The organism is Streptomyces hainanensis, assembly GCF_004348415.1.
GTDB lineage: Bacteria > Actinomycetota > Actinomycetes > Streptomycetales > Streptomycetaceae > Streptomyces > Streptomyces hainanensis.
On sequence record NZ_SMKI01000105.1, the window covers coordinates 1 to 18,353 of the forward strand.

General features: G+C 72.8%; 19 protein-coding genes and 1 pseudogene. 11 read left to right on the forward strand and 9 right to left on the reverse strand.

Features of this window, described 5'->3' with window-relative positions; genetic code table 11:
- Positions 1-44: 44 nt before the first annotated feature.
- Positions 45-680 (forward strand): HAD family hydrolase, encoded by a 636-nt coding sequence (locus E1283_RS12315; protein ID WP_425086159.1) that lies wholly within the window; start codon positions 45-47, stop codon positions 678-680.
- Here the strand turns inward: E1283_RS12315 and E1283_RS12320 are convergent.
- Positions 677-910, reverse strand: a complete 234-nt coding sequence (locus tag E1283_RS12320; RefSeq protein ID WP_425086160.1) for a hypothetical protein — start codon at positions 908-910, stop codon at positions 677-679. The two genes, E1283_RS12315 and E1283_RS12320, sit on opposite strands and share 4 nt — an antisense overlap.
- A gap of 174 nt (positions 911-1,084) precedes the next feature.
- On the opposite strand from E1283_RS12320, the gene E1283_RS39440 reads away from it, so the two are divergent.
- A complete protein-coding gene (locus E1283_RS39440; protein WP_132818027.1) occupies positions 1,085-1,465 on the forward strand; it encodes a cold-shock protein in 381 nt (126 codons plus the stop codon).
- Positions 1,466-1,495: 30 nt separating this feature from the next.
- Here E1283_RS39440 and E1283_RS12330 read toward each other — a convergent pair whose 3' ends face one another.
- From E1283_RS12330 to E1283_RS12345, 4 genes are read right to left on the reverse strand one after another with little or no spacing between them, the layout of a single operon-like run.
- Positions 1,496-2,368: a 1,4-dihydroxy-6-naphtoate synthase gene (locus tag E1283_RS12330; RefSeq protein ID WP_132818028.1), complete on the reverse strand. Its 873-nt coding sequence runs from the start codon at positions 2,366-2,368 to the stop codon at positions 1,496-1,498.
- The gene (locus E1283_RS12335; RefSeq protein ID WP_132818029.1) at positions 2,365-3,138 is read right to left on the reverse strand and encodes a futalosine hydrolase; all 774 of its coding nucleotides are present in this window, start codon (positions 3,136-3,138) and stop codon (positions 2,365-2,367) included. Before E1283_RS12335 ends, E1283_RS12330 begins: the two co-directional genes overlap by 4 nt.
- 34 nt (positions 3,139-3,172) lie before the next feature.
- Positions 3,173-3,760 (reverse strand): hypothetical protein, encoded by a 588-nt coding sequence (locus E1283_RS12340; RefSeq protein ID WP_132818030.1) that lies wholly within the window; start codon positions 3,758-3,760, stop codon positions 3,173-3,175.
- A 27-nt stretch (positions 3,761-3,787) separates the two neighbouring features.
- The gene (locus E1283_RS12345) at positions 3,788-5,191 is read right to left on the reverse strand and encodes an MFS transporter (protein ID WP_132818043.1); all 1,404 of its coding nucleotides are present in this window, start codon (positions 5,189-5,191) and stop codon (positions 3,788-3,790) included.
- 312 nt (positions 5,192-5,503) lie between these two features.
- On the opposite strand from E1283_RS12345, the gene E1283_RS12350 reads away from it, so the two are divergent.
- The 6 genes from E1283_RS12350 to E1283_RS12375 all read left to right on the forward strand — a co-directional run bounded on the left by E1283_RS12350 (position 5,504) and on the right by E1283_RS12375 (position 13,008).
- The gene (locus E1283_RS12350; RefSeq protein ID WP_132818031.1) at positions 5,504-6,283 is read left to right on the forward strand and encodes a DUF3027 domain-containing protein; all 780 of its coding nucleotides are present in this window, start codon (positions 5,504-5,506) and stop codon (positions 6,281-6,283) included.
- A 241-nt stretch (positions 6,284-6,524) separates the two neighbouring features.
- Positions 6,525-9,734, forward strand: coding sequence for a sacsin N-terminal ATP-binding-like domain-containing protein (locus tag E1283_RS12355; protein WP_132818032.1), 3,210 nt, complete (start codon positions 6,525-6,527; stop codon positions 9,732-9,734).
- Positions 9,722-10,582, forward strand: coding sequence for an endo alpha-1,4 polygalactosaminidase (locus E1283_RS12360; RefSeq protein ID WP_132818033.1), 861 nt, complete (start codon positions 9,722-9,724; stop codon positions 10,580-10,582). Before E1283_RS12355 ends, E1283_RS12360 begins: the two co-directional genes overlap by 13 nt.
- A 128-nt stretch (positions 10,583-10,710) precedes the next feature.
- The gene (locus E1283_RS12365; RefSeq protein WP_132818034.1) at positions 10,711-11,115 is read left to right on the forward strand and encodes a GntR family transcriptional regulator; all 405 of its coding nucleotides are present in this window, start codon (positions 10,711-10,713) and stop codon (positions 11,113-11,115) included.
- Positions 11,116-11,137: 22 nt separating this feature from the next.
- The gene (locus tag E1283_RS12370) at positions 11,138-12,043 is read left to right on the forward strand and encodes an ABC transporter ATP-binding protein (RefSeq protein WP_132818035.1); all 906 of its coding nucleotides are present in this window, start codon (positions 11,138-11,140) and stop codon (positions 12,041-12,043) included.
- Positions 12,040-13,008 (forward strand): ABC transporter permease subunit, encoded by a 969-nt coding sequence (locus E1283_RS12375; protein ID WP_132818036.1) that lies wholly within the window; start codon positions 12,040-12,042, stop codon positions 13,006-13,008. The genes E1283_RS12370 and E1283_RS12375 overlap by 4 nt, the downstream gene beginning before the upstream one ends.
- A gap of 15 nt (positions 13,009-13,023) precedes the next feature.
- Here E1283_RS12375 and E1283_RS12380 read toward each other — a convergent pair whose 3' ends face one another.
- Positions 13,024-13,959 (reverse strand): AraC family transcriptional regulator, encoded by a 936-nt coding sequence (locus E1283_RS12380; RefSeq protein ID WP_132818037.1) that lies wholly within the window; start codon positions 13,957-13,959, stop codon positions 13,024-13,026.
- Positions 13,960-14,105: 146 nt separating this feature from the next.
- On the opposite strand from E1283_RS12380, the gene E1283_RS12385 reads away from it, so the two are divergent.
- Positions 14,106-14,855: an SDR family NAD(P)-dependent oxidoreductase gene (locus tag E1283_RS12385; protein ID WP_132818038.1), complete on the forward strand. Its 750-nt coding sequence runs from the start codon at positions 14,106-14,108 to the stop codon at positions 14,853-14,855.
- Between the two features lie 101 nt (positions 14,856-14,956).
- Here E1283_RS12385 and E1283_RS12390 read toward each other — a convergent pair whose 3' ends face one another.
- From E1283_RS12390 to E1283_RS12400, 3 genes are read right to left on the reverse strand one after another with little or no spacing between them, the layout of a single operon-like run.
- Positions 14,957-15,616: a maleylpyruvate isomerase N-terminal domain-containing protein gene (locus E1283_RS12390; protein ID WP_132818039.1), complete on the reverse strand. Its 660-nt coding sequence runs from the start codon at positions 15,614-15,616 to the stop codon at positions 14,957-14,959.
- Between the two features lie 32 nt (positions 15,617-15,648).
- Positions 15,649-16,014, reverse strand: a complete 366-nt coding sequence (locus E1283_RS12395) for a hypothetical protein (protein ID WP_132818040.1) — start codon at positions 16,012-16,014, stop codon at positions 15,649-15,651.
- Positions 16,011-17,336, reverse strand: a complete 1,326-nt coding sequence (locus E1283_RS12400; RefSeq protein WP_132818041.1) for a helix-turn-helix domain-containing protein — start codon at positions 17,334-17,336, stop codon at positions 16,011-16,013. Before E1283_RS12400 ends, E1283_RS12395 begins: the two co-directional genes overlap by 4 nt.
- A 270-nt stretch (positions 17,337-17,606) precedes the next feature.
- Here E1283_RS12400 and E1283_RS12405 point away from each other — a divergent pair, with 270 nt between their 5' ends.
- Together E1283_RS12405 and E1283_RS12410 are read left to right on the forward strand one after the other, a co-directional pair.
- Positions 17,607-17,759, forward strand: coding sequence for a hypothetical protein (locus E1283_RS12405; protein ID WP_243744796.1), 153 nt, complete (start codon positions 17,607-17,609; stop codon positions 17,757-17,759).
- Positions 17,760-18,008: 249 nt separating this feature from the next.
- Positions 18,009-18,353, forward strand: a pseudogene (locus E1283_RS12410) (hypothetical protein); the annotation flags it as partial.

Genomic DNA, 18,353 nt, shown 5'->3' on the forward strand with positions numbered 1-18,353 from the left:
GGGTGGGCGAGAACCCCTCACCCGGTTCGGGCAGAATGCTTCGTATGTCAACCACCCCCCTCACCGTCGGCTTCGACCTGGACATGACGCTCATCGACTCCCGCCCCGGCATCCGCGGCGTCTATCTCGCCCTCGCCGCGGAGACCGGGATCCCGATCGACGCCGATCTGGCCGTGACGCGGCTCGGGCCGCCGTTGGAGGTCGAGTTGGCCAACTGGTTCCCGGCCGAGCGGATATCCGAGGTCGCGGACCGCTACCGCAGCATGTACGTCGAGCACGCCATCACCACGACGCCCGCGATGCCCGGGGCGCGGGAGGCGATCGCCGCCGTGCACGCGCGCGGGGGGCGGGCGATCGTCGTGACGGCCAAGCACCAGCCCAACGCCGAGCGGCACGTGAACCACCTCGGTCTCGGACCCGACGTGGTCATCGGCTCGCTCTGGGCGGAGGCCAAGGGCGCCGCGCTGCGCGAGCACGCCGCCGGGGTGTACGTCGGCGACCACGTGGGGGACGTCCGTGGCGCGGCCACGGCCGGCGCGTTGTCCGTGGCGGTGGCGACCGGGCCGTGCAGCGCCGAGGAGTTGCGCCGGGAGGGCGCGGACGTGGTGCTGCCCGACCTGACCGGTTTCCCCGCCTGGCTCGACGCGCACCTCGCCACGGTCGGCCAGACCAGGGCCTAGCTGCCGGGCTTCACCCGCTGCGCCGCGATCGAACGCAGCAGCCCGATGCCGGCGACCAGGAAGCCCACGCCCATCAGCATGGACACCACATAGGCCGCGGTCGGCAGCGGTTCGGCGCCGATCAGCAGGGGGATCACGGTGACCAGCGTGGCCACCGCGCCCACCGCGAAGATCACGCCACCGACTCGTACCAGCGCGTCCCCGGGGGTGCCGGGGGTTCGCTCACTCACCTCACTCATTCCTACAGAGTGGCAGACGCAGGGTTACCCGTCGCACGGCGGGGGCAGTGATCCTCCGAATCGGCCCGGCGGCATCTTGTCACCGGGCAGGGGGCGGTTAGCCTGGAGTGAGTGCGGGTCTGGTGACCCGCCGTCTTGTTATGACGAGTGCGAGGACGAGGACACGTGCCTACCGGCAAGGTCAAGTGGTTCAACAGCGAGAAGGGCTTCGGCTTCCTTTCCCGTGACGACGGCGGCGATGTCTTCGTGCACTCCTCAGCGTTGCCAGGAGGGGTTGAGCTGAAGCCGGGCCAGCGCGTCGAGTTCGGCGTGGTCGCCGGGCAGCGCGGTGACCAGGCGCTCTCCGTCACCGTGCTCGACAACCCGCCGTCCGTGGCCGCCGCGCAGCGCCGTAAGCCCGACGAACTGGCCTCGATCGTGCAGGACCTGACGACTCTGCTGGAGAGCGTCACCCAGCAGTTGGAGCGTGGCCGCTACCCGGATCGGCAGAGCGGCAGCAAGGTCGCCGGCATGCTGCGCGCCGTCGCCGACCAGCTGGACGTCTGAGCTGTCCGAGCCGTCTGACATGACGCCGGGTCAGACGCGCCCGGGTACCGGGATCGCCGTCTCGGGCAGTCGGGGGACCAGGCCCTCGTCCGCCGCCCTGGTGAGCAGCTCGTTGATGGCCGCGTAGCCGGCCTCGCCCAGGTCGGCGGTGAACTCGTTGACGTACAGGTCGATATGGGCCCGCGCCACGGCCGGGTCCATCTCCTGGGCGTGTGCGAGCACGTAGTCGTGGCTGGCGGCGGGGTCGTCCCAGGCCCGCCGGACGGAGGCGCGGATGGCGTCGGTGATGGCGGCGAGCCGCTCGGGCCCGAGCGAGCGCTTGGCGATGATGGCGCCGAGGGGGATGGGGTGGCCGGTGCTCGCCTCCCAGAACTCGCCGAGGTCGGCGAGCTGGTCGAGGCCGAACCGCTGGTAGGTGAACCGGGCCTCGTGGATGACGAGGCCGGCGTCGACCGAGCCGTCCCGCACCGCGGGCATGATCTCGTGGAACGGCAGCACCCGGATCTCGCCGACGCCGCCGGGCACGTGGGCGGCGGCCCAGAGCCGGAACAGCAGGTAGGCGGTGGAGCGTTCGCTCGGCACCGCCACCGTCCGGCCGGCGAGGTCGGCCGGCGCGGCCGGCTCGCGGGTGAGCACCAGGGGGCCGCAGCCGCGGCCGAGCGCGCCGCCGCACGGCAGCAGCGCGTACTCGTCGAGCACCCAGGGCAGCACGGCGTACGAGACCTTGAGGATGTCGCCCTCGCCGCGCTCGGCGCGGCCGTTGGTGAGGTCGATGTCGGCGAAGTCGACGTCGATGGCGGGGGCGCCGGGCAGCAGTCCGTGGGACCAGGCGTGGAAGACGAAGGTGTCGTTGGGGCAGGGCGAGTAGGCGATGCCCAGCGGTCGCGGCGCGTGCCCGGTCATGGTGTCTCCTTCTCGGGGCTCTGCGGGGTCTGCGAGGTCTGCGGGGCCTCCCGGTGCCGTTCACGAGTGTGCCAGTCGTGGACGGCCGGCCCGACGGCGGCGAACGCGGCGGTGAGCGCGGCCAGCGCCTCGGGGATGCGCCAGGCCTCGCGGTCGCGCGGGCCCACGGCGTTGGAGACGGCGCGGATCTCCAGCATCGGCACCCCGTGCAGGGCGGCGGCGCAGGCCACGCCGAACCCCTCCATCGCCTCGCCGGCGGCGCCGCGGTGGCGGGCGGCGAGCTCGGCGAGGCGCTCCTCGGTGCCGGTCACGGTGGAGACGGAGAGCACCGGGGCGTGGACGGCGCCGGTGGCGGTGGCCACGGCGGTGGCCAGCTCCTCGGGCGGCTGGTGGGCCACGATGCCGAAGCCGAGCTCGGCCATGTCGGCGAACCCGGCCCTGGTCTGCGCGCCGAGGTCGGCGGCGAGCACGGTCGACGCCACGACGAGACCGCCGACCGGCACCCGCTCGGCGAACCCGCCGCCGATGCCGGCCGAGACCACCAGGTCGTAGGGGCCCTCGCCGGCCGCCAGCACGCTCGCCACCACGGCCGCCGCGGCCGGGCCGCCGACGCCCGCGGCGACCGCGTCGAGCTCGCCCGGCGCCCCGGGCAGGGGGACGCGGTGGAGTTCGACACCGGTCGCCAGGCGGATCACGGTCGGGTCGCCGTCGGCGGCCGAGGTCACGGCCCGCCGCTCGGAGTCGACGGCGGTGGCGATCAGCAGCCGCATGGGCGGTGCCTCCCGTCCTTCAAGGCTCGGTCGTTCAGGATTCGCGGTGCGGTTCCAGCTCGACGTTCCAGACGCCTTCGAGCGAGCTGAACATCTTCTGCTCGTACTCCTCCTGCGTCTGGGAGTTGAAGATCTCGTCGGCGTCGTAGTCGTCCGACACCTCGACGACGTTGAGCCGCAGGGTCTCGTTCTCCGCGGGGGCCCCGCCGGAGGCGGCCTGCTGCTCGGCTGCCCGGTAGAGGTCGTCGCTCGCGAAGGTCTGGTAGGTGGTGGTGAACGGATCCGTGTCGTAGAGCAGGCCGTTGACGAAGAGCAGCCAGCCGTTGTGCGCGACGTCCGGGTCGACGCCGACCCGGAAGGTGTCGCCGGCGCGGGTGGTGAAGGACGGCACGTCCTCGGTGCTCTCCGTGCAGGACCGCGCCTGCTCGGCGCCCAGCGCGTCGCCGTGCCCGTAGCAGTCCTGCGGGGTCTCTCGCGACGTGGTGTTCGTGTTGATCGTGAAGTGCGCGTTGGGCGTCGGCTGCTGGCACGCGGAGAGGGTGACCAGTCCCAGCGAAACAGCGCCGAGCGCGAGCGTGGAGCGGAAGGCCCGGCGGCCCCGGTTCGTGGAGATGGCAGTCATGCGGGCAGGTTACCCGCGCGCCCGCGGTCACCTGACGCGGGGGTGTGAGGTGCCGCGGCGTGCCGCGGCGGCCAGGCTGCGGGCGGTGCAGAGCACCCCGATCAGCACCAGCACGGCCGCCACCCACATGCCGAGGGCGCCGTTGAGCGGCAGCGAGATGCCGATCGCGCCGCCCAGCACCCACGACATCTGCACCGCCGTCTCGGAGCGGGCGAACGTCGAGGTTCTGACCACCTCTCTGATGTCCCGCTGGATTATCGCGTCGAGCGACAGCTTGCCCATCGCCTGGCAGATGCCGGCCACCGCGCAGACCGCGACGACGGTGAACGCGCTGTACGCGGCCGCGGCGGCGGTGGTGGCGGTGAGCGCCAGCAGCAGTATCACCAGCAGGTTCAGCTCGGGGGTGCGGTCCCGCAGCCAGTTGCCGAGCAGGTTGCCGAGCGCGTTGCCGCCGCCGGCGGCCACGCCGACCAGGCCGAGCGAGAAGGCAGGGGTGAGCCCGGGCAGCGACTCGTGGCGCAGCAGGAAGGCCATGAAGAACAGGAGGAAGCCGGAGAGCGCCCGCAGCGAGCCGTTGGCCAGCAGCGCCTTGAACACCGGCGACTCGGCGGCGGCCCGCAGCGGGCTGGCGCCGCGCTCGTCCTTCTCCCTGGCCATCGCCGCCCGCGTCTCGGCCAGCTCGGCCAGGTGGATGTCGCGTTCGCCGCGCGCCAGGTCCACCTTGTGCGGCAGCCGGAAGCTGAGGAACGCGCCGGCGATGGTGAACAGGCAGGCGACGTAGAGCGGCAGCCGGTCGTTGACGGCGTGCAGCGCCAGCCCGAACGGGGCCATCACGCCGGCCGAGATCAGGCCGGTCAGGGTGATCCGGGCGTTGGCCTTCACCAGCGAGATGCTGGTGGGCAGTAGTCGTGGCACCACCGCGGCCCGCACGATGTTGTACGCCTTGGAGCAGACGAGGACGCCGAGCGCCGCCGGGTAGAGCTCCAGGCCGCCGGAGGCCACCACGCTCGCCATCACCAGGGCCAGCATGCCGCGGGCGAGCAGCGCCGCGGCCATCGCGGCGCGGCGGCCGTGCGGCACCCGGTCGAGGAGCGGGCCGATGACGGGGGCCAGCAGCACGAACGGGGCCATGGTCACGATCAGGTAGAGCGCCACCCGGCCGCGTGCCTCTCCGGTGGGGACGGAGAAGAAGATGGTGGAGGCGAGCGCCATGGTGATCAGCATGTCGCCGGCCGAGTGCACGGCGTGCAGCTCGATCAGCTTGCCGAGCCCGGACTCGCCGGCGCCGTGCGCGTGGGTGAGGCGGCGGACGCGGCGGCCGATGGCGAGCGGCACGGCCCGCAGGGCATGCCCCGCCGACTGGACCGCCCGGGAGACGCGCCCCGAAACGGCCCCGCTTCTCGTACCAGACGAGCTTTCGGCGACCACGATTACCCAGCCTAAGCCGTGTGCCCCTTCCCGCTCCCGCTTCTCCACCGGCGTTTAGCGGGGTTCGCGCGGTCGCCGCACTCCGGTTGCCGACTCGTCGCCGGTCGGCCATGCCCTTCGAGGCCACCGGTCGGGCACCGGTCGGGCACGGGCCAGGCGCCGGCCGGCCGGCCCGTGCGGTAGCGTGGGCCGGCGGTGCGCCTTGCCTCGTTCAGCGCGACGTCGCAGCGGTCCCAGCGTCCGCTCCGTCGGCTCCGTTCGCCTTCAGGCGCCCGCACCGGACAACGGCGTAGGAGAGTTCTTGTGAGTGCTGGGATGGCAGGCCCGACGCGAAGCGGCACACCCGATCGGCTCTGTGCCGAGGCGGTCGAGCTCGCCCGCGACGCCGCGGCGGAGGCCGCGCGCCCCCAGCCGATCGGTGACTACCTGGGGGCGGTCGCCGAGGGCGACCGTATCGTCACACACTACTTCGGCAGCCGTGACCCGGGCTATCCGAGCTGGCGTTGGAGCGTCACGGTGGCCCGCGCGGCCCGCGCCCGCTACGTCACGGTCGACGAGGTGGCGTTGACCCCGGGGCCGGACTCGCTGCTGGCGCCGGACTGGGTGCCGTGGAGCGAGCGGCTTCGCCCCGGCGACCTGGGTCCCGGCGACCTGCTGCCCGCCGAGGCGGACGACGCGCGGCTCGAGTCGGGGGTGTTGGCCGAGGCGCCGGGCGAGGAGGTCGACGAGGAGGAGCCGGCGGCCGGGCGTGGCGTGCTCACGGACGTCGCCAACGAACTGGGGCTCGGCCGGCCCCGGGTGCTGTCCTGGGTGGGCCTGCAGGACGCGGCCGACCGGTGGGAGGAGCGGTTCGGCCCGGAGACGCCGATGGCCCAGGCGGCGCCGGCGAACTGCGCGAGCTGCGGGTTCCTGCTGCCGATGGCCGGTCAGCTGCGGCAGGCCTTCGGGGTGTGCGCCAACGAGTACTCGCCGGCCGACGGCCAGGTGGTGTCGTTGTCCTTCGGGTGCGGCGCGCACTCGGAGGCGGCCGAGGTGCCGAAGCCGCAGCGGCCGGCGCCGCCGGTGATCGACCACCTGGGCGCCGACCCGCTGTAGGGCGTCCGCGCGTCCGTAGCCCGTAGCCCGCAGTCCGTAGTCCGCAGTCCGTAGTCCGTAGTCCGTCCACGGTCGGCCGGTGGTTCATCCGTCGGGGGCGTGTTGCGTCTTCGGGTGTTCTCCGGCTGGACGTCGGGGCGGTTCCGGCTCGTGTCGGTGGGGTGACGGGCGGCGCTCGGCCTTGTGGACGCCCTCTCGCGCCCGGGAATCCGGTGTCGGTGGGACCCGGTACTGTCGCACCGTGACCACCGACCACCACGCCGACCCCTTCGACACCGCGCGTCTGCGGCTCGGCGTTCTGACCGCCTGGACGGCGTCGCCCGCCCGCTTCCGGGAGGACGCCAACGCCGAGGAGGACCTGGCTCGCGGCGGCTACCGCGACCGCCTCGTCATCGAGCTCGCGCAGAACGCCGCGGACGCCGCCGCCCGCGCCGGCCGGCCTGGCCGGCTGCGCCTGACGCTGCGCGACGGCGTGTTGGTCGTCGCCAACACCGGGGCCTCGCTCGACGCGACGGGCGTGGAGTCACTGTCCACGCTGCGCGCCTCGGCCAAGCGCGACCAGGAGGGCGGCGGCCCGGGCGCGGCGCCCGGCAGCGTCGGCCGCTTCGGCGTCGGCTTCGCCGCCGTGCTGACGGTGAGTGACGCGCCGGCGATCGCCGGCGCGGCCGGCGCCGTCCGCTGGTCGCTGGCGGAGGCCACCGGGCTGGCACGCGGCGTCGGGGCCGAGAGTCCGGGGCTGCTCACCGAGTTGGACCGCAGGGCCGGCCAGCGGCACGCCGTCCCGCTGCTGCGGCTGCCGTTCGCGCTGCCGGCCGGCGAGCCGGGCGCCGTGGTGCCCGAGGGCTTCGACACCGCCGTCACCCTGCCGCTGCGCGACGCCGCCGCCGAGGACCTGGCGACGCGGCTGCTCGACGCCGTCGACGACACGCTGCTGCTCACCCTGCCCGGCCTCACCGAGGTCGCGGTCGAGACGCCGAGCGGCGCCCGCACGTTGACGCGGCGCCAGTTCGGCCCCTACACGCAGATCACCGAGGAGCCGGGGCCGGCCGGGCTCGCCGTGCGCTCCACCCGGTGGCGGGTGTCGCAGGACAGCGGCGAGGCCAAGCCCGAGCTGTTCGCGGACCGGCCGCTGGAGGAGCGCGAGCGCCGCCACTGGTCCGTCACCTGGGCGGTCCCTGTGGACGCGGAGGGCGCCCCGGCCGCGCCGTCCAGCCCGGCCGTGGTGCACGCGCCGACCCCGACGGACGACGCGCTCGGCCTGCCCGCGCTGCTGATCGCCAGCTTCCCGCTCGAGCCGACCCGCCGGCATGTCGCGCCGGGCCCGCTCACCGACTTCCTGCTCGACCGGGCGGCCGCGGCCTACGCCGCGCTGCTCGCCGACTGGCGGCCCGTCACCAGCGACATCCTCGACCTGGTTCCCGGGCCGCTGGGGCGCGGCGAGCTGGACGGCCGGCTGCGCGAGGCGCTGCTCGACCGGCTGCCCGGCACGCCCTTCCTGCCGCGGGCCGCCGCGGAGGCGATCGAGCCCGCGGAGCCCGTGGAACCCGCGGAGCCCGTCGAGCCCGCGGCGTCCGCGGAGGAGGGCGCGGAGCCGGCCGTCGTGCTGCGCCCGAAGGACGCGGAGCTGGTGGAGCGGGCCGGCGCCGAGACGGTGGCCGTGCTCGCCGAGCTGTTCCCGCAGCTGCTGCCGGCCGGCCTCGAACGCCGTGCCGAGCTGCGGGTGTTGGAGGTGTCCCGGGTCTCGCTCGGCGAGGTCGTCGACCGGCTCGCCGGCGTGGAGCGGTCGCCCGGCTGGTGGTGGCGGCTCTACGAGTCGCTGTCCGGCGTCGATCCCGACCTGCTGACCGGCCTGCCGGTGCCGCTGGCGGACGGCGGGGTCATGATCGGCCCGCGCCGGGCACTGCTGCCGGTGCCGGGCACCGAGCCGGCCGAGTTGGGCCGTCTCGGGCTCAGGGTCGTCCACCCCGACGCGTCGCATCCGCTGCTGGAGAAGCTGGGCGCGAGCCCGGCCACGCCGCGCGCCGTGCTGGCCACCCCGCAGGTGCGGGCGGCCGTGGCCGCCTCCTCCGACGAGGACGTCTGGGACGAGGAGGCGGTGCCGCCCGGCGAGCTCGCCGAGACGGTGCTGGCCCTGGTGCGGGACGCCGGCCTGTCCCCCGGGGACGAGCCGTGGCTGGGCGCGCTCGCCCTGCCCGACGAGGACGGCGAGCTGAGCCCGGCCGCCGACCTGGTCTTCCCCGGCAGCGCGTTCGCCGAGATCATCGAGGACGGCGAGCTGGCCGCCGTCGACGCCGAGTTGGCGGAGCGCTGGGGCGAGCGGCCGCTGACGGCGGTCGGCGTGCAGGCCGACTTCGCGCTGATACGGGCCGCCGACGTGGTGCTCGATCCCGACGAGCTGGCGGAGGAGCGGGGCGCCGGCTACCCGGAGCCCGACAACCTCGACCTGCTGGACGCCGTCGACGTCTGGTGCGAGGACACGCTGGACGCGCTGCCGGAGTCCGGGCTGCCGCCGGTGGCGGCCGAGGTGGTCGCCGTCCGCGACCTGGACCTGGTGGCGGACGACCAGTGGCCGCGCGCCCTGGCGCTGCTCTCCCGCCCGCCCTACCGGGAGGCGCTCACCACGCAGCTCCGGGTGCGGATGCCGGACGGCTCGGTGGAGCGGGCCCGTTCCTACACCGCCTGGTGGCTGCGCGGCGCCCCCGTCCTCGACGGCCGCCGGCCGGTCGGCCTGCGCTCGGCCGACGGCGACCCGCTGCTGGCCGGCCTCTACGAGGACGCCGACACGGCGGACGCCGACGAGGACGTGCTGCACGCGCTCGGCGTGCGCACCACGGCCCGCGCGCTGCTCGCCGAGCCGGGCGGCGCGGCCGACCTGCTCGGCCGGCTCGCCGACCCGGAGTCGATCGTCGTCCCGGCCCAGCTCCACGGCCTCTACGCGCTGCTCGCCGATCTCGACCCGGCCGAGGTCACGCTGCCCGACGAGCTGTGCGCGGTGGTGGACGGCGGGATCGCCGTGGTCCCGGCGGCCGAGGCCCTGGTGGCCGACGCGCCCGATCTGCTGCCGCTGGCCGCCGGCCGCGCCCTGCTGCCCGTCCCGCCGGAGCGGGCGGCGGCGCTGGCCGCGGTGCTCGACGTGCGGCCGTTGAGCGCCGCCGTTCCGGCGCCGGCCGCGGAGGGCGGCACCCTTCGCGACACCCCGGGCGAGGCGCACGCCCTGCTCGGCCCCGACACCCCGTCCACCTATCGTGAGCACGATGAACTGGTCATCGACGGCGTCGAGTTGGACTGGCGGCTGACCGAGGACGGCACGCTGCACGCGGCGACCGTCGAGGGCCTGGCCGCCGGCCTCGCGTGGGCCACCGGCCAGTGGCCGCGCCGCTTCGAGCTGGCGGCGCTGCTGGAGGACCCGTCCAGGACCGAGGAGTTGGAGACCGCCCGATGGTTCGACTAGGTCCGGCCGGACAGGGCCTACGCCGGATAGCCGCCCCGCTGGCCGTTCTGCCGTTGCTGTTCGCCTGCTCGGGGTCGGACGGCGCGTCGGCCGAGCCGTCGGGGGCGGCGGCGTCGGACATCGACGAGGCGGCCGCCAGCAGCGAGTTCTGGACCCCGGAGCCGGGCACCGACTGGCAGTGGCAGCTGCTCGGCACGGTGGACACCTCGATCGACGTGCCGGTCTACGACATCGACGGCTTCGAGAACGACGCCGACGTGGTGGCGGAGCTGCACGACGCGGGGCGGCGGGTGATCTGCTACATCAGCGTCGGCGCCTGGGAGGACTGGCGCCCCGACGCCGGCGAGTTCCCCGAGGAGATCCTCGGCGAGCCCAACGGCTGGCCGGGCGAGCGCTGGCTCGACATCCGCGCCCTCGACGTGCTGGAGCCGTTGATGGCCGCGCGGTTCGACATGTGCGCGGAGCGGGGCTACGACGCGATCGAGCCGGACAACGTCGACAACTTCGCCAACGAGACGGGCTTCGACATCAGCGCCGACGACCAGCTGGCGTTCAACCGGATGATCGCCGACCTGGCGCACGAGCGTGGCCTGTCGGTCGGCCTGAAGAACGACCTGGAGCAGATCCCCGAGCTGGTCGACGACTTCGACTTCGCGGTCAACGAGGAGTGCTTCGAGTGGGAGGAGTGCGAGGCGCTCACCCCGTTCATCGAGGCCGGCAAGGCGGTCTTCCACGTCGAGTACAACGTGCCGACCGAGGAGTTCTGCCCCACCACCACCGCGTTGGGCCTCAGCTCGATGCTGAAGAGCTACGACCTGGACGTGTGGCGCGAGACCTGCCCCGTCTAGCGTCGTCGTGTGTCGTCACGGGCCCGGGAGCGCTCTCCCGGGCCCGTTCGCGTGCCCGGGGCGATTGACATCGTGCGAGGCCATGGGCATGCTGTCTTACTGTCATAGGACAATAGGAGAATGAACCGGTGATCGAGTTCGTGCTCGACGGTCGCTCGAAGGTGGCCACCTACATGCAGCTGGTGCTCCAGGTGAAGCAGGCGCTGCGCGTCGGCATCGCCCAGCCCGGCGACCAGCTGCCCAAGGTGCGCGAGGTCGCCCGAACCCTGGCGATCAACCCGAACACGGTCCTGAAGGCATACCGCCAGCTGGAGTTGGAGGGGCTCGCCGAGGGGCGGCCGGGGGTCGGCACCTTCCTCGTCGCCACCCTCGCCGGCGACTCGCTACCGCAACAGGCGGAACTGCGCGAGGAGTTGGTGGCCTGGCTGCGCCGGGCCCAGGCCGCCGGGCTCGCCCGCGAGGACGTCGCGGCCCTCATCGACACCACGCTGCGCGCCACCCTCGACCGCCCGGTTCCCGACGACGCTCACTGACCAGAAACGTGTGGGAGCACAGATGACCGAAGACGCCCACGAAACCGCGTTGGAGACCGACGCGCTGGGCAAACGCTACGGCCGCGCCTGGGCGTTGCGCGGCTGCGCGCTGCGGCTGCCGGCCGGCCGGATAGCCGCACTCGTCGGCCCCAACGGCGCCGGCAAGTCCACCCTGCTGCACCTGGCCGTCGGCCTGCTCCGCCCCGACGCCGGCCAGGTCCGCGTCTTCGGCCGCGACCCGCGCGGCGACTCCGAGACCCTGGCCGACATCGGCTTCGTCGCCCAGGACACCCCGCTCTACCGCGACTTCACCGCCGACGAGCTGATCACCATGGGCGCCAGGCTCAACCGCCGCTGGGACGCCGACCTCGCCCGCGACCGGCTGACCGGCATCGGCATCCCGACGCGCAAGCCGGTCGGCGGCCTCTCCGGCGGCCAGCGCGCCCAGGTCGCGCTGGCCCTCGCGCTGGCCAAACGCCCCAGGCTCCTGCTCCTCGACGAGCCGGCCGCCGCCCTCGACCCGCTGGCCCGGCACGAGTTCATGGGCGCCCTGATGAGCGCGGTCGCCGAGAGCGGCACCACGGTGCTGCTCTCCTCCCACCTGCTCGCCGACCTGGAACGGGTCTGCGACTACCTGATCCTGCTCCAGACCGCCCACGTCCAGCTCGCCGGCGACGTCGACGAACTGCTCGCCCAACACCGCACCCTCACCGGCCCCCGCACCGACCGGCCGGAGGCCGTCCCCGGCGTCCGGAGCGTGATCCGCGCCAGTCACACCGACCGCCAGACCACCCTGCTGGCCCGCACCACCACCACCGGCACCGTCCCGACCGACCCCGCCTGGTCCGCGCACGAGGTGTCCCTGGAGGACCTCGTCCTCGCCTACCTCGGTGCCGCCGACACCCACCGCACGGAGGTGACCGCGTGATCTGGCTGACCTGGCGGCAACACCGCAAGCAACTCGTCTACCTGGCACTCGGGTTGGCCGCGCTCGCCGCCCTCATGGTGCCGACCGGGCTGAGCATGCACGACACCTTCCAGGACTCCGGCCTCGCCGACTGCCTCGACGCGCTCGGCACCGACGTCCTGCTCTCCGGACAGGTCGACACCTGCGACGCGCTGCGCCGGCAGTTCACCGACGAGTTCAACAGCCTGACCATGGTGGCCATCCTGTTCATGGTGCTGCCGCTGCTCGTCGGCCTCTTCTTCGGCGCGCCCCTCGTCGCCCGCGAGGTCGAGCACGGCACCCACCGCCTCGTCTGGACCCAGGGCATCACCCGGCGCCGCTGGGCCCTCACCAAGCTCGGCCTGCTCGGCGGCCTCACCCTCCCCCTCGCCGTGGTGTACGCGCTCGGCGTCACCTGGTGGTTCGCCCCGGTGGCGGCCAACGGCACCGGCCGGCTCGCCTACGGCTTCTTCGACGTCCAGGGCATCGTCCCCGTCGCCTACACCCTGTTCGCCCTCGCCCTCGGCACCTTCGCCGGCACGGCCACCCGCCGCGTCCTGCCGGCGATGGCCGTCACGCTGGGCGGCTTCGCCGCCGTCCGCCTCGGCATCGAGACCCTGCTCCGCCCCCACTACATGCCCCCCGAGGAGCTGAGCTACAGCACCACCGGCGGCCAGTGGCTCAACCCCGCCGCCGACAGCTGGATCTACGAGAGCGGCGTGCGGAACGCGGACGGCGAGCTCGTCAGCAGCGGCCTGATCGGCTGCCCACCGCACGACCCCCTCTGCCTGGACCGGGGCGGCGTCGAACCCGGCTCCTCCAACTGGCAGCTCTACCAGCCGGGCGACCGCTTCTGGACCTTCCAGTTCATCGAGACCGGCATCTTCCTCGGCCTGACCGCCCTGCTCTGCTACCTGGCCGTCCGCCGGATCCGCCAGATCGCGTGACCGCCCACGGCCCGCTCACCGGTCGCGCGCCCGCTCGCGGGAGTCGACGCGGTAGCGGCCGGGCGTCCGGCCGCGGTCGCGCGCGAAGGCACGGCTGAAGGCGGGAACGGAGCCGTACCCCACGGCTGCCGCGATGTCCTCGACGGAGTCGTGGGTATCGCGGAGCCGGCGGGCGGCCAGGTCCATCCGCCACTGCGTCAGGTAGGCGGCCGGACTCCGCCCGATGGCCGCCGGAAAGTGCCGCGACAGCGTCGCGCGTGAAACCGCGACCGCGGACGCGAGCGACGCCGTGGTCCACGGCCGGGCGGGATCCTGATGGATGCGCTCCAACGCCCGGCCGACGATCGGATCGCCCAGCATGCCGAGCCAGGTCCCGAGCCGCTCGGTCGGCCGGGTGGCCAGCCAGGCGCGCAGCAGCTGGATCAGCATGATGTCGACCAGGCTGTTGAGCACGGCCGTCGTCGCGATTCCCGGATCGGCCAGTTCGCGGCCGAGCAGGCGCACGGTGTCGTCGAAGTGCGCCGACCCCGCGTCACGGCCCACGTGCACGAGGTCGGGGAGGCTGCCCAACACCTTCGTGCGCGCCGCCGGATCGCAGCCGTAGTGGATGGTGACGATCCGCGTGCGCACGGGCGGCGCCCCGAGCCTGACCACCTCACCTGCCTCGCGGGCGCGCGCCGCCGCCCGGGCGTCGCACGGCTCGGCCTCGGCGCCGGGCCCGTCGCCCAGGACGTGGCGCGTCCCGGCCGGGAGCAGGACGACGTCGCCCGCGACCAACTCCCGCGGCGCGCGGCCCGCGACGGTGAGCCACGCGCCGCCGCTGGTGACGGCGTGCAGTGCCGCGTCCGGACAGTCGTCCAGGGCGATCGCCCAGCTTCCGCCCGCCTCGATCCGGGTGCCCAGGGTGCCTCGGACACCGGACACCGTGAGCACGTCGGTCATCGGGTCCATGAAGCGATCGTAGCCACGGGGCCGGGAGGGTGAGGCAGACGGCCAACTATCCGAGTCGGAAGGGCATCGACCGCCGCGCCGGATGCTTCGTACGGTTCTCATGGATCCGGCCGCACCGGGCCGGACCCGGAACCCGAAGGAGACACATGCGACTGCGTGGAGCCACCGCCCTCGTCACCGGCGCCAGCCGCGACCTCGGCCGCCACTTCGCCGAGGAACTGCTTCGCCGGGGCGCGGCGAAGGTCTACGCCACCGCCCGTCGCCCGGAACTCGTCGACCTGCCCGGGGCCGAGGTGCTGGCGCTCGACGTCACAGAACCGGCGTCCGTCGCGGCGGCAGCGGCGGCCGCCGGCGACGTCGACCTGCTGGTCAACAACGCCGGGGTCTCCCTCGGCGTGAACCTGGTCGACGGCGACCTCGACGAGATCCGGCTCACCCTCGACACCCACGTGTACGGCACCCTCGCCATGATCCGGGCCTTCGCCCCGGTCCTCGCCGAGAACGGTGGCGGCGCCATCCTCAACGTCCTGTCGGTCCTGTCCTTCCAGCCCTACGACGGCAACAACGCCTATGCCGTCGCCAAGTCCGCCGAGTGGAGCCTGACCAACGGTGTCCGGCTCGAACTCGCCGACCAGGGCACCCTCGTCACCGGCCTGGTGTTCGGGCCGACGGCCACCACGACCATGCGTGCCTTCGCGGAACGGGCGGCCCTGGCCGGCGGCGCACTCCCGGACGGTGTGCTGAACGACCCGGTCGACATCGTCCGCACCGCCCTCGACGGGGTCGAGTCCGGCAGAACCGAGATCCTCGCCGACCACTTCGCCACCGCGGCGAAGTCCTCGCTCGCCGGCGACCCCCGCGCCTTCGTCGTGGAGACGGCCGGCGAAACGGCCTAGCGGGACGCCGGCCGACCCCGACCCCGCCACGGACGACGACTGCGGCAGCGGGTCCGCGCGGTGGTGGCGCGCCACCTGCGGGGCCGGCCGGCCCGCCCGGGTCAGATCGCGTTGATCGCCGCCGGCGCGCGCTCCGCCCGGGCCAACGCCCGCAGCAGCGCGCTCTGCCCGTGCCGCCTGGCGGCCAGCCGCGCCAACAGCGTGAGCACCGGATCGAAGGCGGCGTCCGGCAGCTCAGGGGTGGCGAGCCCCACGCTGGCGGCGAGGTCGTCCAGGTGCACGGCGAGCTCCAACAACCGGGTCACCAGGTAGTCGTCCAGCCGCAGCGACCATCCCACCCGCGGCAGGAACACGGCCTCGTCACCCGCACACGCGGCGAGCTCGGCCCGCTGCGCGGCGAACGTCGTCCGTGCCAACTCGGCCAGGCTCACCGACCCCTGGGCCCCGAGCCCCTCGGCCCGCTCCCGAATGCCGGTGTTGACCTCCCCGTCGAGCGGCACGTCGATCCAGGCCGCCCTGGCGTAGTGCTCAAGCAGCGTTATCGGCGCCTCCCGCAGCCCGGACTCCCGCAGCTCCGGGTCGAGCAGCACCTGCGTCACCGAGCCGACGTCGAAGATCTGGTACGCGAGGTGCGCCGCCAGCCCGCCGACCGTCATCCCCTCCAGCACACTCGGCCGCGCCCACGCCGCGGCCACCTCCGGCGCCTCCAACAACGCCACCGCCCGCTCCGCCGCGCCGAGATAGCCTTCCGTCACGCTCATCGTGCCCTCCGAGGTCTCGTGAACCTCCGACCCTACGAGTTCGCCCCGCGCTCGATGGCCTCGAAGACGTCCGCGTCGGTCTCCCGCTGCCACGCCGGGAGCTCCGCCCAGTCCGCGACATAGCCCGGCTTGGGCGACTCGATGAGCCGGTGGATCTGGGCGATCCAGCAGAGGGCGACGAACCGGCCCTTTTGCTCGCGCGTGAGCTTGCTCGTGTTCCCGTCGCTGACCGAGACGAACTCCCGCACCTGACCGGAGACGGCGGCGGCCGCCTGCCGCTCCCACTCCGGGGTCTCCTCCCAGGGCGTCACATAGCCCGGCTTCGGCTCACCGGGATAGTGCTTCCGCACGCCCGCGATCCACGCCTCACGAAAGATCCGACCGGTCTCGTTCGTCACGTTGTGCTTCCTCCACCGTCTCGTTGAGTAGTTGCCAGGAGCGCAATCTGCTCGCGCAGATCCGACACTCGGTTGTCCGCCATGAAGGGGGTGAGCTGCGGAAGGAGCCGTTCCAGCCTGCGCCGCACATACCCTGAGCTGGTCCGCTCAACCAGGTCGAGGGCGGAGTGCGCGAAGTCGAGCAGTTGTTCGGTGTCCCCTCGCTGAGCACCCAGGATCGCGAGGTCGGTGAGTACTCCTCCGCGCCGGCGCGAGGAGACCGACCGCGGTAGTACCTCGGTCAGCGTGGCTTGCGCGAGATCCAGTCTGCCGAGCTCCACGTAACAGGTTCCTCGTTCTTCGTCCAACCTGGAGCCATCGAACCGGAGCCAGCCGTCGTTGTGAACCTGACCCGTGAGGGAGTGCACTTCCTCGGCCGTGCTCAGTGCTTCCTCACAGGATTTCACGTCTCCTATCCCCGCGTAGGCTTCAGCCTGCACCGCCGCTACCCAGTGGCGAGTGGACAGGTATCCATCGCCGTGGCGTGCCAGGCGTTGGGCGGCTTCGAGGAGCGGGACAGCGCTCCTGAACCTTCGGTCCAACATGTCGATGAAAGCGTGCCGAGTCAACGCGCATGCCCAGAGATCGTACTGTTCGGCTTCCCTGCTTGCACTCGCGGCGAGGGCATAGCAGTGAGAGGCATCCGTGTATCGGGCGCTGTCGAAGAAGATCTCACCTGAGAGTTGGAACAGATCGCCGACCAGTGAGCACAAGCGTCGATGAGTGGGCTCGGTGTGAGTCTCCTGGAGGGCGTCAACGAGAAGGGTGGTCTGCGCGCTTACCGTAGGGAGAAGCGCAATCTTCCGCCTGGAAAGGGAGAACGCCCGCCATAGCTGCGAGTTCATCAACTCCAGGCTGTCGAGTTCGAGCCCGCCAGCAGTATCTTCGCGCCGGATGGGTAGGGGGTCGGCCTGTGGAAGAGAGATGAAGGCGCTCGTTATGCTCGCGAGACGCAGGAAATCGCGTCGGATCATTTCCTCAAGGTCACCTGAATCCACATCGCATCGCTCCGGCGGGTGCTTGATTCCACTGTCTTTGACTCGCGCCCAGTCGAACTTTGAAGCTTGGACACAATCGGGTGTGAACAGAAGGGCATCGAGCTCTCCCGTCGTGATGTCGAGAATCGTTGCGAGCTTACGGCGAACATGCGGTTGAGGGGTCGAATCACCCCGTTCCCATCGGCCGATGGTCGTCCGGTCGACACCCAGGCGCTCCGCAAGGCTCTCCTGGCTGTAGCCGGCTACCTTGCGTCGTTCGGCGAGTCGTTGCCGCCTTGCCCTCATATCTCTCCTCTGGCTGAAGAGCGTTGCGCGATGAGCCTACCCGGTATGCCGATCGTGCCTCACGAATGCATCCGAGATGCATCATTCCTGCTCTGTTCCAACATTGTCGCCAGGAGGTTTCTTTGGACTGCATCGCAGAGAGGAGCGAAGTCTGTGTTGGAGCCCAAAGAAGCTCACTCGGATAATCACACCATCGCGCCGCAACGGCAAGACGTTCCATGCGTAGGAGCTATGGCGCGAGACACACGCAAGGACCGATTGGGTCGCGTGATGGCGTTCGCCTACGGAGAGGTCTGGCTGCGGCCGCTGGAGGGTGGGCTGGAGTGGACCGCGTCGCCCGACGACGTGGAGCCGGTGCCGTTGAGCGAGTCGCTCAGTCCGCTGGTCGCCGAGGCGAATCGACGTTCCGTGGAGCCGTTGTGAGGCGGCGAGTTGCCCTCGTGGGGGTCGATCCGGGAGACGACGAGCCGACCGAGGACGGGCAGTCGGGCGGCTGTGGAGACGGCGACGGTTGTGGACGCCGGTAGCCCGCACAGCGGCCGGTCCTCGGGAGGGGGCCGGCCCCGGCCGCACTTTCACGCCTACCGCTGGGTCGGGGACCGTCGGACATACGACCGGGAAGGCCCGCGCCGGCCCGCGTCGCCGGGGTTCGCGAACAACCCGTGCACGCCGATGCGGATCAGCGACTGGCTGCTGCGGCCGGCCGGCGCCGTCGACGCCACCTTCCGTGAAGTCGGCGACGCCGTCGCCTGGTTCGAGGAGCGGGTGGCCGTCGCCGCGCCCGGGTTCGCCAGCGTGGAGGAGCGGGAGCCGGCGCGGCTCGCCGCGAAGGTCGTGCATGTCGAGGGCGTCCTCCGCCGGGGAGGCGACGCGCACGCCGCCTGGTATGTGCAGGCGACCGGCTACCTCACCCTCGACCTCGTCGCCTGCTCGCCCAACCGGGGAAACCCCGGCCTGCGCTGCCCGGTTCACCCTGGGGATGTCGCCCGGGGGTGGCGGGCCGGGGCCGGATTGCCG